The organism is Knoellia tibetensis (assembly GCF_048606415.1).
Classification (GTDB): Bacteria; Actinomycetota; Actinomycetes; order Actinomycetales; family Dermatophilaceae; genus Knoellia; species Knoellia tibetensis.
The window spans coordinates 921,108-934,612 of the sequence record NZ_JBMBWF010000001.1; the positions used below are offsets into that span (position 1 = coordinate 921,108).

The 13,505-nt window shown below is 72.4% G+C and carries 14 protein-coding genes; 3 read left to right on the top strand and 11 right to left on the bottom strand.

The window, feature by feature from the left end:
- Position 1 precedes the first annotated feature (1 nt).
- Genes menD through ACOJV7_RS04410 form a run of 4 tightly spaced genes read right to left on the bottom strand, consistent with a single transcriptional unit; the run spans position 2 to position 3,643 of the window.
- Positions 2 to 1,768, bottom strand: a complete 1,767-nt coding sequence (gene menD, locus ACOJV7_RS04395; protein ID WP_420188924.1) for a 2-succinyl-5-enolpyruvyl-6-hydroxy-3-cyclohexene-1-carboxylic-acid synthase — start codon at positions 1,766 to 1,768, stop codon at positions 2 to 4.
- Complete coding sequence (locus ACOJV7_RS04400) at positions 1,768 to 2,226, bottom strand: DUF3817 domain-containing protein (protein ID WP_420188925.1); 459 nt, start codon at positions 2,224 to 2,226, stop codon at positions 1,768 to 1,770. Before ACOJV7_RS04400 ends, menD begins: the two co-directional genes overlap by 1 nt.
- On the bottom strand, positions 2,223 to 3,404 hold the full coding sequence (locus ACOJV7_RS04405) for a PGAP1-like alpha/beta domain-containing protein (protein WP_420188926.1): 1,182 nt from the start codon (positions 3,402 to 3,404) through the stop codon (positions 2,223 to 2,225). Before ACOJV7_RS04405 ends, ACOJV7_RS04400 begins: the two co-directional genes overlap by 4 nt.
- Positions 3,401 to 3,643 (bottom strand): hypothetical protein, encoded by a 243-nt coding sequence (locus ACOJV7_RS04410; RefSeq protein ID WP_420188927.1) that lies wholly within the window; start codon positions 3,641 to 3,643, stop codon positions 3,401 to 3,403. Before ACOJV7_RS04410 ends, ACOJV7_RS04405 begins: the two co-directional genes overlap by 4 nt.
- A gap of 128 nt (positions 3,644 to 3,771) precedes the next feature.
- On the opposite strand from ACOJV7_RS04410, the gene ACOJV7_RS04415 reads away from it, so the two are divergent.
- Positions 3,772 to 5,199 (top strand): mycothione reductase, encoded by a 1,428-nt coding sequence (locus ACOJV7_RS04415; protein ID WP_420188928.1) that lies wholly within the window; start codon positions 3,772 to 3,774, stop codon positions 5,197 to 5,199.
- On the opposite strand, the gene ACOJV7_RS04420 is transcribed toward ACOJV7_RS04415, so the two are convergent.
- From ACOJV7_RS04420 to ACOJV7_RS04450, 7 genes are all read right to left on the bottom strand, one after another.
- Complete coding sequence (locus tag ACOJV7_RS04420; protein ID WP_420188929.1) at positions 5,196 to 6,509, bottom strand: MFS transporter; 1,314 nt, start codon at positions 6,507 to 6,509, stop codon at positions 5,196 to 5,198. The genes ACOJV7_RS04415 and ACOJV7_RS04420 overlap by 4 nt on opposite strands.
- Before the next feature lie 65 nt (positions 6,510 to 6,574).
- On the bottom strand, positions 6,575 to 6,964 hold the full coding sequence (locus ACOJV7_RS04425) for a DUF779 domain-containing protein (RefSeq protein ID WP_420188930.1): 390 nt from the start codon (positions 6,962 to 6,964) through the stop codon (positions 6,575 to 6,577).
- A 1-nt stretch (position 6,965) separates the two neighbouring features.
- Entirely contained in the window at positions 6,966 to 8,483 is a 1,518-nt protein-coding gene (exaC, locus tag ACOJV7_RS04430) for an acetaldehyde dehydrogenase ExaC (RefSeq protein ID WP_420188931.1), read from the bottom strand.
- 182 nt (positions 8,484 to 8,665) lie between these two features.
- On the bottom strand, positions 8,666 to 9,895 hold the full coding sequence (locus tag ACOJV7_RS04435; RefSeq protein WP_420188932.1) for a transcriptional regulator: 1,230 nt from the start codon (positions 9,893 to 9,895) through the stop codon (positions 8,666 to 8,668).
- 149 nt (positions 9,896 to 10,044) lie between these two features.
- On the bottom strand, positions 10,045 to 10,401 hold the full coding sequence (locus ACOJV7_RS04440) for a TfoX/Sxy family protein (RefSeq protein WP_420188933.1): 357 nt from the start codon (positions 10,399 to 10,401) through the stop codon (positions 10,045 to 10,047).
- Positions 10,402 to 10,404: 3 nt separating this feature from the next.
- Positions 10,405 to 11,130, bottom strand: coding sequence for a VOC family protein (locus ACOJV7_RS04445; RefSeq protein WP_420188934.1), 726 nt, complete (start codon positions 11,128 to 11,130; stop codon positions 10,405 to 10,407).
- Positions 11,127 to 12,116 carry an o-succinylbenzoate synthase gene (locus tag ACOJV7_RS04450; protein ID WP_420188935.1) on the bottom strand — a complete coding sequence of 330 codons (990 nt, stop codon included), beginning with the start codon at positions 12,114 to 12,116 and terminating at the stop codon, positions 11,127 to 11,129. Before ACOJV7_RS04450 ends, ACOJV7_RS04445 begins: the two co-directional genes overlap by 4 nt.
- Positions 12,117 to 12,175: 59 nt before the next feature.
- On the opposite strand from ACOJV7_RS04450, the gene ACOJV7_RS04455 reads away from it, so the two are divergent.
- Together ACOJV7_RS04455 and ACOJV7_RS04460 are read left to right on the top strand one after the other, a co-directional pair.
- A complete protein-coding gene (locus ACOJV7_RS04455; RefSeq protein WP_420188936.1) occupies positions 12,176 to 12,421 on the top strand; it encodes a hypothetical protein in 246 nt (81 codons plus the stop codon).
- A 53-nt stretch (positions 12,422 to 12,474) separates the two neighbouring features.
- Positions 12,475 to 13,425 (top strand): 1,4-dihydroxy-2-naphthoyl-CoA synthase, encoded by a 951-nt coding sequence (locus ACOJV7_RS04460; RefSeq protein ID WP_420188937.1) that lies wholly within the window; start codon positions 12,475 to 12,477, stop codon positions 13,423 to 13,425.
- Positions 13,426 to 13,505 lie beyond the last annotated feature (80 nt).

Genomic DNA, 13,505 nt, shown 5'->3' on the forward strand with positions numbered 1-13,505 from the left:
CTCAGTCCGAAATCGCCAGGGCCTCGCGCGCGACCCGGCGCAGCCGCTCGTGCGCGGCGCGGTGCGACTCGGGGTCGACCGGCACCTCGACGACGGTGATGCCGGCAGGTGCCGCGGACAGCGCCTCGGCCGCGTCCTCGCGAGTCCGCGCCAGGACATGACGTATGCCGTGTGCCCGGCACAGTGCCCCGAAGTCGGTCCCTGTTGGCGTGCCGAAGATGCGGCCGAAGTCGTCGGCGCGCTCGGGCGCTCCGTGCTCGAGGGTGCGGAAGATCCCGCCTCCCCCGTCGTTGGTGACGAGGACCGTGAGGTTCGGGCGGGGCTCGTCGGGTCCGATGACGAGCGCGTTGGTGTCGTGGAGGAAGGTGAGGTCGCCGACCCAGGCAAAGCTCGGGGCCTCCGTGGTGAGCGCGAGCCCGATGGCGGTCGAGAGGCACCCGTCGATGCCGGCGAGCCCGCGGTTGGCGAGGACGGTGAGCGGCGCGCTGCGGGGGGCCATACCGAGGTCCAGGTCGCGCACCGGGTTCGAGGACCCGACGAAGAGCCGCGCCCCCTCGGGCAGGACCTCACCGACGAGAGCACCCACCGCGAGCCCGGTCCCCCACGAGGGCGGCTCGGCCCCAATCGCCTGCACCACAGCGGATCCCGCGTCCCGCCATGACGCCAGCCAGGCATCGTCGGCCACCGCGCCGTTGGAGTCGAGGAGGGTGGCAATCGGGTGGACCGCGTGGACGACGTGCCCGGGGTCGGGCCAGTCGGCGGTCGTGGTGCACACCTCGACCCGCACGCCGGTGGTCCGAAGGAGGGCGGCCACCGCCCGGGACAGGGTGACGCGTCCGGCGACCAGCACGCGCTCCGGACGGTGGTTCGACAGCCAGTCCGGGTCGGTGAGGAGCAGCGGACCGTGCGGCACTGTCGTCGACCGGTCGTGGTCACCGAACGGTTCCGCGATCACGGGGTATCCGTGACGACCCGCCCACTCCAGGACCTGCTGGGAGGGGATCGCGGCGCCGAGGTCACCCAGGACCACGAGGGTCCGCGGCACGTGCTCGACGCCACCCCAGGACATGGCCATCGACGGCGCCGGTGGCACGACCCACTGCCGACCTTCCGCCCGCCCCGTCAACCCCTCGGACTGATTGCCGGACAACCACCGGGACCCGGCGAATTCCGCCCCGTCCTGGTGGTCCTGGGGCAAGAAGTCGGGGGTGAGGGGGTCGCGGAAGGAGACGTTGAGGTGGACGGGTCCGGCGTGTGACGCGGCGCCCCCGCTGGCTAAGACTCCGAGAGCGGCGGCGAGGGCACGGCATACGGAGGAGCGGTGGACGGCTCCGACGGACTCGACCGACTCCGGGGCGGGGAGATCCGCGGACCACCGCACGGCCGAACCGAACATCCCCGGCTGGACGGTCGTCTGGTTGGCGCCCGTCCCCCGCAGTTCGGCGGGGCGGTCCGCGGACAGCACGACGAGGGGCACACCGGTGTGGTGGGCCTCGAGCACCGCGGGATGCAGGTTCGCGACAGCAGTGCCCGAGGTCGTGATGACGGGCACCGGTGCACCGGACCCCTTGGCGAGCCCGAGCGCGAGGAAGCCGGCGGTCCGCTCGTCCACCCGCACGTGCAGTCGGAGGCGCCCGTCGCGTTCGGCCTGCTGGACGGCATACGCCAGTGGTGCGGAGCGCGACCCGGGCGCGAGGACGACGTCACGCACCCCACCGCGGACGAGCTCGTCGACGAGGACGCGAGCGAGCGCGGTGGAGGGGTTCATCAGCTGCCCGAGGCGGGCGGGCCGACGACGAGGGCGACTCCGGTGAGTCCGGCGACGGCGACGACACCGGCGACGACGGCGAGGCCGGGATTGCGGGTCAGCCAGGCGAGGACGCGCTCAGGCACCGACGACGGCGTCTCGCCGCCCGCGCCGAACCGCCACGGGCCCTCGAGCAGGCCGGCCGCCTCGACCCGGCGGTCGAACAACACGGTGGCGAACGGCGGGACGGCGCTGACGAGGGCGAGCATCCCGACGCCGAGCTGCCAGCGCTGGTTGACCCACGTCGTCAGGGCGACGAGACCGTAGGCGATGAAGACGACCCCGTGGACCATCCCGAAGATCCGCACGCCGAGGTCGGTCGTCTCGGTGACGTACTTGAGGAACATGCCGAGAAGGAGCAGGGCCCAGGTGATCGCCTCGGCGACGGCCATCCGGCGGAACAGCAGCTTGGGGGTCACGAGTCGCGATTCTGCCACCGGCGCTCGGACCGGAACTCATGCACCACCGGCTGCGCGCCCGGCGCCGTCGCGAGCACCGGCCCCAACGAGGCCCGCCACGCACGCAGCGAGACGTCGTCGGACCGGTCGACGTCGGCGGCCGTAGACCGGTAGGCCGACAGCGCATGGGCACCCGCGGTGAGGTGCGACCTCACGGCGACCGGGGCCGACGCCTCGACGGTCGTCCAGCTCCGCCGGTCCGGTGGGGGCGAGAGGTCGAGGGCGTGCACCGGGTCGGTGCGGTGCTGGAGCGAGAGCACCTGCGTCGTGGCGGGGACCGGGAAGTCGTCGATGGGCGACCCAGCGGTGATGACGTGCGTCACCCGGTGGCGCCGCGCGAAGGCGGGGTCGGACGCCAGGGCCGCGGCGACGATGCCGCCCTGGCTGTGACCGACGAGGACGACCCTGTCGCGTGAGCTCCCGCGACCGCCCTGCGCCAGCGACAGCGCCCGCTCGGTGGCGAGCTTCGACGCACTCGTCGCCCCGAGCATGAGCGACACGTTGGCCGGCCAGTCCATCGGCACCGACCCGCCCTCGACCCATCCGCCGTGCGTCCCCGGCACCTGCACGACCCAGGTCGTCGTGCCGTCCGCCGCGTCGAGCTCGACGACGCGGACGCCGCCGCTGCTGTCGTGGTCGCCGAGGGTCTCGACGCCGGCGAGGAGGGAGTCGGTCGTCGTGGGCACCGGGACACAGTCGGGCGCCGGCACGGCCGTGACCGAGACGTCCCATCCCCTGCCCTCGTCGAGCACGCCGAAGGCACGGCCCGTCGCCCGCGACACCAGCCAGGCGATCGACATGGCCTGGTCGTGCAGGCCCGCCACGACGCCACGAGCCGTCGCCTCCGCCTGCTCGTAGGCCGACGCCGCCCGGTCAGTCGAGGCCGCGAGGCCCCGCAGCCGCTCGACGCCGTGCTGGACCGCGTCGGTGGCCGCCGCGGAGGCGAGCCGCGCCCGCACGACGAGGTGGGCGAGATCGGACGAGGCCGTCAGGAGGTCCCACGGCGGCGCGCGCCATCGCTCGGGCACCACGCGCTCGATCTCGTCCGCGCTCGCCCGAAGACGCGACGCCGCATGACGCAGGTCCTCGACCGCGACCTCGACACCGCCGGCCCCACCGGTGACAACGAGGTCGCTCACGCCGCACGCTCCGCCGCGTCGGCCACGCGGTCGAGCAGGTCGGCGACGGCCTCCTCACGGTCGGCGAGGTCGTGGAGCTCGCGCAGCCGCACGTCGACCACCCGTCGGAACTCCGCGGCCGACGGTGAGCGCCAGCTCAGCTCGGCGACCCGCACGAGCACCGCGCACTCGCGCCTTGTCGTGTCGGCCGCCAGCCGCCACCGCCCCGCCCGTCGTCTCAGCTCCCCCGCATCGATCATGCGACGAGCCAATGCCCCCGCCCACACCCTCGTCGAGCCGCATCGTCCTCACCTGTGGACGACCGCCACCCAGCCCCACGCATGTGGACGGCGAAGAGGCTCGGGAGCACCCGGCATACGCTGCTGTCATGGCGAGACACCACGACCTGATCATCATCGGCACCGGGTCGGGCAACTCCCTCGTCACTCCCGAGCTCGAGGGCCTCGACATCGCCATCGTCGAGGAGGGGACGTTCGGCGGCACCTGCCTCAACGTCGGCTGCATCCCCACCAAGATGCTCGTCCTGCCCGCCGACCGCGTCATCGAGTCGCGCGAGGCGCAGCGGCTCGGCGTGACGATCAGCCGCGACGTCGACGTCGACTGGCCGGCGATCCGCGACCGGATCTTCACCGACCGGATCGACGAGATCGCCGCGGGCGGCGAGCGCTACCGGCGAAGCCAGGACTTCGTCACGGTGTATGCCGCGACGGCGCGTTTCGTCGGCGAGCGCCGCCTCACGCTGTCGACCGGCGAGGAGATCACGGCCGACCGCGTCGTCGTCGCCGCCGGCTCGCGAGCGGACCTGCTCGAGGTCGACGGCCTCGACCGCGTCGACCCGGAGCGCGGAGTCCACACGAGCGACACGGTGATGCGGATCGACGAGCTGCCGCGACGGATGGCGATCGTCGGCGGCGGCTTCGTCGCCTGCGAGTTCGCCCACGTCTTCGGCTCGCTCGGCGTCGAGGTCACCCAGGTCCAGCGGTCGGCACACCTGCTGCGCGCCGAGGACGCCGAGATCTCACGTCGCTACACCGAGCTCGCCCGCGGTCACCACGACGTGCGGCTCGAGACGACGGTGACCGGCGCCTCCCGCGCCGACGACGGCACGTGGACCCTGCGGCTCAAGGGCCTCGACGGCGACACCGACGTCGAGGCCGACGCGGTGCTCGTCGCCATCGGCCGCACCCCCAACGGCAAGCGCCTCGACGTCGAGGCCGGAGGCATCGAGCTCGACGACCGCGGTGTCGTCGTCGTCGACGAGCAGCAGCGCACCACCGCCGACGGCGTCTGGGCCCTGGGCGACGTCGCCAATGCGTGGCAGCTCAAGCACGTCGCCAACCACGAGGCGCGGGTCGTCGCCCACAACCTCGCCGTCGACACCGGCCGCGCCCGCGGCTCGGACCCGAAGCCCATGGAGGCCGACCACCGCTTCGTCCCCCACGCAGTCTTCGGCCACCCACAGGTCGCGGCGTTCGGGCCGACCAGGGCCGAGCTCGACGAGGTCGGCACGCCCTACGTGAGCTACACCCAGTCGTTCGGTGACACGGCATACGGATGGGCGCTCGAGGACACGACCGGGATCCTCACGGTCTGCGCCGACCCCGAGACCGGGCAGCTGCTCGCCGCGCACTGCATGGGCCCGCACGCCTCGACGCTCATCCAGCCGCTCATCCAGGCGGCGTCGTTCGGGCAGGACGCGCACACCGTCGCGCGAGGCCAGTACTGGATCCACCCCGCCCTCGCCGAGGTCGTCGAGAACGCCCTGCTCGGCCTCGACCTGCCCGGCGACGACTAGGGCGTGGGGTTGCGCGCGTCGTAGCGCAGGAACCCCGGGGTCACACGCGCGAGCACGACCATTGCCGCGACACAGGCGATCCCGCCCGCGAGGGCCGTCGTGCCCTCGCCGACGTTCTCGGCCACGAACCCGCCGAGCAGCTCACCGAGCCGCGGCCCTCCCGCGACGACGACGATGAAGACGCCCTGCAGCCGGCCGCGCAGGTGGTCCGGTGTCGCGGACTGCAGGATCGTCGTGCGGAAGACGGCGCTCACCGAGTCCGACGCCCCCGCGACCGCCATGCAGCCGAGGCCCACCCACAGCGCCTGACCACGGGTGAGCACCTCGCCGGCGGCGAGCATCGCGGCACCGAGGCCGGCGATCGCCGCGCCCCAGCCCACGATCGAGACGAGGATCGCGCGTCCCTGGTGGATCACCGACCCGAGCCGGCCGGAGAAGAACATCGCGCCGATGCCACCGACCGCGGCCGCGGCGGACAGCGCGCCGACGGTCGTCGCACCCCCGCCGAAGATCACCGCGCCGGCCGCCGGGAAGAGAACGCGGGGCTGCGCGAGCACCATCGCGCAGATGTCGGACACGAACGTCATGCGGACGTTGGGTCGCGTGGCGAGGAACGAGAAGCCGTCGAGCACCGACCGTATGCCGGGTGCCCGCCGCTGCCTTGCGTCCGCAGCTGTGGGGGCCAGGCCGTCACCCTGCCGGACGCTGTCGGGCTCTGGTGGGAGAGAGGGCAACCGGGCCAGCCCCCAGAGCGCGGCCGTCGTGATGACGGCGTCGACGGTGTAGGCCGCGCGGAAGCCACCCCAGTCGACGAGCAGGCCCGCGAGCAGCGGCCCCACCGTCATCGACGCGTTCATCGCGAAGACGGACAGGGCGTTGGCGGCGGGCAGCTGGTCGCGGCGCAGGATGCGCGGGTAGATGGAGGTCCGCGCGGGCGACGACACCGCGAACGCCGCGTTCCACGCCGCCACGAGCGCATAGAGGACGAGCACCGACGTGTTGCCCATCCATGCCTGCACGGCGCAGAGCACCGACACGACGAAGGCCACCGACTGGGCGACGAGCCCGACGACGCGGCGGTCGAAGTGGTCGACGAGCGTCCCGCCGTAGAGCCCCATGACGACGAGCGGCACGAGGGCGCAGAGCCCGACGACGCCGACCGACGCCGTCGACCTCGTGAGGTCGTAGACCTGGAGCCCGATCGCGACGACAGCGAGCTGGGAGCCGACGTTCGAGAGGGTGAACCCGGCATACAGGCGGCGGTAGTCGGTGTTGCTCCTCAGCGGTTCGAGGTCGAGGAGCAGGGGCACGCGAGCGAGCCTACGTCCGGAGGCGGGCGGCCGGCATACGCCACCGCGGGGCCGTCACGGTGCGGTCAGAGCAGGTCGAAGGCGACGAGCTCCTCCTCGGTCATGAGGCGCGACCGGATGAGGAAGCGCACGCCCTCGGGCGCCTCGACCGAGAACCCCGATCCGCGACCGGGCACGACGTCGACGGTGAGATGGGTGTGCTTCCAGTACTCGTACTGCGAGCGGCTCATCCAGAACTCGACCGGTGTCACGCCCTCGGGCGCCAACGTGCCGAGCAGCACGTCGGCGTCCGAGGTCAGGAACTCCCCGACCGGAAAGCACATCGGTGACGACCCGTCGCAGCATCCACCGGACTGGTGGAACATCAGCGCACCGTGGATGCGCTCCAGTCGCGCCAGGAGCTCTGCGGCAGGGTCCGTGAGCTCGACGCGGGTCGCCACCGATGGCTTGGTCATCTCAGAAGAACCCGAGCTTGTCGGGGCTGTAGCTGACGAGCAGGTTCTTCGTCTGCTGGTAGTGGTCGAGCATCATCTTGTGGTTCTCGCGGCCGATGCCGGACTGCTTGTAGCCGCCGAACGCCGCGTGCGCCGGGTAGGCGTGGTAGCAGTTCACCCACACGCGTCCCGCCTCGATGCCGCGACCGAGCCGGTATGCCGTGTTGGTGTCGCGCGTCCACAGTCCCGCTCCGAGGCCGTAGAGGGTGTCGTTGGCGATCCGGAGCGCGTCGTCCTTGTCGGTGAACGTCGTCACCGACAGGACCGGGCCGAAGATCTCCTCCTGGAAGATGCGCATCGAGTTGTCGCCCTCGAAGACGGTCGGCTCGATGTAGTAGCCGCCCTCGAGCCCCTCGACCGTGCGCTTGTCGCCACCGGTGAGGACCTTGGCGCCCTCCTGCTTGCCGATGTCGAGGTAGCTGAGGATCTTCTCGTGTTGGTCGCTGCTCGCCTGTGCGCCGACCATGACGGCCGGGTCGAGCGGGTTGCCGACGGTGATGGCGTTGACGCGCTCGATGGCGCGCTCCATGAACCGGTCGTAGATCGACTCCTGCACCAGCGCGCGCGACGGACAGGTGCAGACCTCGCCCTGGTTGAGCGCGAACATCGTGAAGCCCTCGAGCGCCTTGTCGAAGAACGCGTCGTCCTCGGACATGACGTCGGAGAAGAAGATGTTCGGGCTCTTGCCGCCGAGCTCCAGCGTCACCGGGATGATGTTCTGCGAGGCGTACTGCATGATGAGCCGCCCGGTCGTCGTCTCGCCGGTGAAGGCGATCTTGGCGATGCCGGTGTGCGACGCGAGCGGCTTGCCCGCCTCGACGCCGAAGCCGTTGACGACGTTGAGCACGCCGTCGGGCAGGAGGTCGGCGATGATCTCGACGACGCGCAGGATCGACACCGGCGTCTGCTCGGCCGGCTTGAGGATGACGCAGTTGCCGGCGGCGAGCGCGGGGGCGAGCTTCCACGTCGCCATGAGGATCGGGAAGTTCCACGGGATGATCTGGCCGACGACGCCGAGCGGCTCGTGGAAGTGGTAGGCGATCGTGTCGTGGTCGATCTCGGAGATGCCGCCCTCCTGGGCGCGCACGGCGCCGGCGAAGTAGCGGAAGTGGTCGATCGCGAGCGGCAGGTCGGCGGCGAGGGTCTCGCGCACGGGCTTGCCGTTCTCCCAGGTCTCGAGGACGGCGAGCTCCTCGAGGTGCTCCTCGAGCCGGTCGGCGATCTTGAGCAGGATGTTGCTGCGCTCGGTCGTCGACGTGCGGGCCCACGCGTCCTTGGCATCGTGCGCTGCCTGGACCGCGGCGTCGATGTCGGCCTGCTTGCTGCGGGCGACCGTCGCGAACGCCTTGCCGTCGACCGGCGAGATGTCCTCGAACGTCTCACCGTCCTGCGCCGGGACCCACTTGCCACCGATGAAGTTGTCGAAGTGCGACGGGAGCGTCACCTTCGAGCCGTCGGCGTTCGGGGGTGCGTAGACCATGACCGGACCTCCTTGTCCACGGGTGACGCGCTACTGCGTCACCACCTGGTCCGGACGCTAGGTCGAGGGAGGTTGGTCGAAGGTTGGCCGGGTCGCGAGGGTGTGACGCCGGCGGTCGGCGCGGCGTGACGCCGGCGTTCGGCGCGGCGTGACGCCGGCGCTCGGCTCGGCGTCGGCCGGCGTCAGAGCTGCGCCGCGCGCCGCTGGGCGACGAGCTCGGCCCGCGCTGGGTGCGGGCGGTCGCCGAGCACCGCGAGCGCCCGCTCGACGACCTCGACGTCCCACGGCACCGCCCGGCCGTAGCGGACGACGACGTCGGGGCGGGGGTCGGCGAGCAGCGACTCGCGCACCGCGACCGCGAGGTACTCCCCCGTCGCGATGAGCTCCGGCGACTCGGTGCCGGGCACGAGGTCGCCGCCGTAGTGCTCGACCGCCCGATGCACGTCGCGCGACCGGACCGCCTCCATGACGGTGAGGGCGTCGCACGACACCGGCAGGTCGAGCCGGTAGGGGCGCGAGGCCAGGCGTCCACCGAGCGCGTGCCGCAGGTGGGACACCTCGGCCTTGAGGGTCGAGGGCGAGACCCGCGCGTCGCCGTAGAGCGCGGCGTGCAGCGCGTCGAGCGTGAGGCCCTCGGGGTGGAGCGCCAGGAGGGCGACGATCTCGCTCTGGCGCCGCGTGAGCAGGAGCCGCGAGCCGTCGAGGTGCGCCTCGGCCGCGCCGAGAAGCCGGAGCGCGAGCCCGGACCCGAGCCTCGGCGTCGCGGCGGCTGGTCCGCCTCGGGGGATCTCGCGCTCCAGGAGTGCGGCCAGGGCGGTCGCCGTCGCGGCACCGATCGGGTGCGTCCGGTCCCATGTCGTCGACAGGTCGAGGACCCCGATCTGCTCGCCGGTCGCGGGGTCGTGCACCGGCGCGGCCCAGCACACCCAGTTGTGGACGATGGGCGCGTAGTGCTCGGCGGAGAAGACGGTCTGCGTCCGGCCGGTCCGCTGCGCCAGGCTCAGGGCGTTGGTGCCGACGCTCTCCTCGTCCCACCGCCCGCCGGCGACGAAGTTGACCCGCTCGGCCTTGCGACGCATGACGCGCCCGCCGTAGGTCCACAGGATCCGGGTGTCGCGGTCGGTGACGGCGACGACGAGGTCGCCGTCCTCGGCGGCGCGGCGGAGCTCGGTCGAGATGTTGCCGACGGCGACGTGCAACGGGGAGTCCTCGAACTCCGCCCGCGTCTGGTCCGGGTCGGCCATCGGCGCCTCGGTGACGCCCTCGGGGACGCTGCCGGCGCTGCGGTCCCAGCTCTCGACGATCGTCTCGTCGACGTCGTCGGGCCGCGCCCGCGGTCCGACCCGGTCGGCCCAGGCCGAGCGGGCGCGCTCGAGCGCGGTGCGCCGCCCTCTCAGGCCCTTGGTCGCCATCGACCCTCCGTCCGCTGGTGGGTCTCAGGGTAGGCAGCCGCCCTGTGCCGCTGCCAGCAGTTCGTCCAGGTCGCCCGTCAGGTGGTCGGGCCGAGCGCCGAGCGGGCTGCTCGGACGGGCAACCGGCGCCCCCTCACTCCTTGGGCTCTTCAGGCCCCCCTGGGCTCCTTGGGCTGCTTGGGCGGCAGGCCGCGCACATGGTCCACGCCTCGCCCGACCCAGAGCCGCAGCCGCTCGTCCTCGGCGAGCTCGGGACCGTCGACGAGCAGCCACCCGGTCATCGCTCGACCGCGCATCTCCATCGGACGCACCGTCTCGCCGTCGGTCCACGCCTCCCCGTCGGCCGGGTCGACCCGCACCATGAGCGAACCGCCGCTCCCGGCCGCCACCGCCATGTGGCCGTCGAGCATGAACCCGAGCCCGCCGAACATCGCGCGCGTCGTCAGTCCGGGCTCCGCGTCGAGCAGCTCGTGCAGCCGCTGGGCGAGCACCTCGTCGTAGGCCATGGCTCAGGGCTCCCTGTCGGTGAGGCAGTAGGTGCGACCGCCCGGGTCGTGCATGACGGTCCAGAACTCGTGCTCCGAGACGACATCGGCACCGGCGGCGACGTGGACGGCACGGCTGCCAGCGCGATCGCGGCAGGCGAGGTCGACGTGCCCACGCGCCGTGCCGCTCGGCTCACCGATCTTCTGGAGCAGGAACCGCACCGGTATGCCGTCCGGCCGGGTCAGCGAGACGAACTCGGGCAGGCTGCCCGGCCGCTTGGGCCACCCCGTGAGCGTCTCCCAGAAGTCGACCTCCCGCGCGTAGTCGTCGGACGGGATGTCGAGGCACACCTGGTCGAGCAGGTCGGGCTCGGCGTCGCGCACCTGCGTCGTCGCCGAGCCGGCGCCCACCCACGAGGTGAGGCAGAACGGAAACCCAGCCGGCGAGCGCATGACGACGTAGTCGCTCTCGCGGTGCACCTCGGTCGCACCCAGCCGGGCCGCCTCCGCGGCCGCCTCGGGCAGTGGCTGCTCGACGTCGAGGTCGACGTGGACCCCACCGCCGTCACCGACCGCCTGGAGCTTGACCCACGCGTCCCCCCGCCGCGGCAGGAGCGTCGAGAACTCGTCCCGCGGCCCGCGACGGTCGGCAAGCCGCGACCTCGTCACCTCCGCCCAGAACTCCCAGGACCTGTCGGCATCCACCTCGGCCGTGTCGAGGAACACCCAGACCCAACGGACGTCGATCATCTCGCCTCCCAAGCCGCCGTGACCCGCTCTCGCCACCATGCTGCCCGATCCGGGGACGCCACGTGCCGGTCGAGCAGCTCGGCGTCGGCGACGACCCGGCGCACCGGCAGCGACCCGTCCTCGGGCACGAGCGAGTCGGTCGTGACGTCACCGTCGAGCAGGGCCACCGTCCCGAGCCCGCAGGCATGGTCGAGCCGCGGTAGCGCGGCCGCGAGCGCGACACCGGCCGCCATGCCCACGCTGGTGTCGAGCGCCGACGAGACGACGGCGGGCAGCCCGCACTCCTCCACGATCTCGAGCGCGCGACGCACTCCCCCGAGCGGCGCGGCCTTGATGACGATGACGTCGGCCGCGTCGAGGTCGCGCACCCGCATGGGGTCCTCCGCCTTGCGGATCGACTCGTCCGCGGCGACCGGCACGTCGATCCCGTTGCGCGCCAGCACCACTCGCAGGTCACGCAGCTCCTCGACGGTGGCGCACGGCTGCTCGGCGTACTCGATTCCGTAGGCCGTGAGCCGCCCGAGGACGTCCCTCGCCGTGTCGACGTCCCAGGCCCCGTTGGCGTCGACCCGAATCCGAGCGGAAGGTCCCATCGCCTCACGGACGGCGGCCACACGGCATACGTCGTCGTCGGAGTGCTGGCCACGTTCGGCGACCTTGACCTTGGCGGTCGTGCAGCCCGGGAAGCGTTGCAGCACACCGGCGACGGCCTCGGGGGCGACGGCGGGAACGGTGGCGTTGACGGGGACGGTCTCACGCGCCGCGTCCGGCCAGCCCGTCCACGCCGCCTCGACGGCGGCGTCGAGCCACCGGCTCGCCTCGGCAGGGCCGTACTCGAGGAACGGGCCGAACTCGCCCCATCCCGCGGGCCCTTCGACGAGCGCGACCTCCCGCTCGGTGACCCCGCGGAAGCGCACGCGCATCGGGATCGAGACGACCCGCAGGGTCGCCAGCACCTCGTCGAGCGACGGCTGGGGGTGCGCCATGTGCCGAACCTACCCGCGCGTCCCTTGCCAACGGCCACGGCGTGGGCTGCGATGGGGACATGCAGCAGACGACGATCAGCCTCGACTCCGCCCTCCTCAAGCAGGCGCGCAGCTACGCCAAGCGCGCCGGCCTCACATGGAACGAGTTCGCCGAGGGCGCCCTGCGCGCCCATCTCGAGGCTGTCGACCCCGACGGCAAGGTCGACCCGGCGACGCTCACCGAGGCCGAGCGCACGCACTTCGTCGTCGTGCCGGACGAGGTCGTCGAGGCCGAGGCCGGCGCCGACTACACCTGGCAGCGCTGACTTCGCACTGACTCCGGGACGGCGCCTGCCGGCTCCCGGTTAGGCTCCGACGCGTGAGTGCGATCGATGGCGTGAGCGAGACGTTCGACCCGGCGGCGTGGGACGAGGTCGAGGGATTCGACTTCACCGACATCACCTACCACCGGGCTCGCGGGCTGGGTGCCGTGCGCATCGCCTTCGACCGGCCCGAGGTGCTCAACGCCTTCCGGCCGCACACCGTCGACGAGCTCCACCGGGCGCTCGACCACGCCCGTCGCACCGCCGATGTCGGCGTCGTCCTCCTCACCGGCAACGGCCCGGGTCCGTCGGGCACCGGGAGCGAGGGCAAGTGGGCCTTCTGCTCCGGTGGCGACCAGCGCATCCGTGGCCGCTCGGGCTACCAGTACGCCGCCGAGGGCACCGACGACGCGACCGCGTCCGGCGTCGACGAGCGGCGGGCCAAGGCCGAGGGCGGACGGCTCCACATCCTCGAGGTGCAGCGCCTCATCCGCACGATGCCCAAGGTCGTCATCTGCCTCGTGGGCGGTTGGGCTGCCGGCGGCGGCCACTCCCTGCACGTCGTCTGCGACCTCACGATGGCCTCGCGCGAGCACGCCCGGTTCAAGCAGACCGACGCGGACGTGGGCTCCTTCGACGGTGGCTACGGCTCGGCCTACCTCGCCCGCATGGTCGGGCAGAAGTTCGCCCGCGAGATCTTCTTCCTCGGCCGGACCTACACCGCCGACGACATGCACCGCATGGGCGCGGTCAACATCGTCAGCGCCCATGACGAGCTCGAGTCCGACGCCCTCCAGGTCGCCCGCGAGATCCTGTCGAAGTCGCCGCAGGCGCAGCGGATGCTCAAGTTCTCGTTCAACCTCGTCGACGACGGGCTCATGGGCCAGCAGGTCTTCGCCGGTGAGGCGACGCGATTGGCCTACATGACCGACGAGGCCGTCGAGGGCCGCGACCAGTTCCTCGAGAAGCGCGACCCCGACTGGTCGCCCTTCCCCTGGTACTTCTGAGTCGCAGCGCACCGCCGCAGGCGCCAAGCGAGCCAGAAGTTCACAGGCGAGCCAGCCACGGCTGACTCGCCCGCCAACCT

Bases quoted from the DNA above. Each gene is read 5' to 3' on its own strand.
- ACOJV7_RS04445 (WP_420188934.1), bottom strand. From the start codon at position 11,130: ATGATCGACGTCCGTTGGGTCTGGGTGTTCCTCGACACGGCCGAGGTG.
- menD (WP_420188924.1), bottom strand. From the start codon at position 1,768: ATGAACCCCTCCACCGCGCTCGCTCGCGTCCTCGTCGACGAGCTCGTC.
- ACOJV7_RS04425 (WP_420188930.1), bottom strand. From the start codon at position 6,964: ATGACCAAGCCATCGGTGGCGACCCGCGTCGAGCTCACGGACCCTGCC.
- ACOJV7_RS04450 (WP_420188935.1), bottom strand. From the start codon at position 12,116: ATGGCGCACCCCCAGCCGTCGCTCGACGAGGTGCTGGCGACCCTGCGG.
- ACOJV7_RS04440 (WP_420188933.1), bottom strand. From the start codon at position 10,401: ATGGCCTACGACGAGGTGCTCGCCCAGCGGCTGCACGAGCTGCTCGAC.
- ACOJV7_RS04455 (WP_420188936.1), top strand. From the start codon at position 12,176: ATGCAGCAGACGACGATCAGCCTCGACTCCGCCCTCCTCAAGCAGGCG.
- ACOJV7_RS04410 (WP_420188927.1), bottom strand. From the start codon at position 3,643: ATGATCGATGCGGGGGAGCTGAGACGACGGGCGGGGCGGTGGCGGCTG.
- ACOJV7_RS04415 (WP_420188928.1), top strand. From the start codon at position 3,772: ATGGCGAGACACCACGACCTGATCATCATCGGCACCGGGTCGGGCAAC.
- exaC (WP_420188931.1), bottom strand. From the start codon at position 8,483: ATGGTCTACGCACCCCCGAACGCCGACGGCTCGAAGGTGACGCTCCCG.
- ACOJV7_RS04435 (WP_420188932.1), bottom strand. From the start codon at position 9,895: ATGGCGACCAAGGGCCTGAGAGGGCGGCGCACCGCGCTCGAGCGCGCC.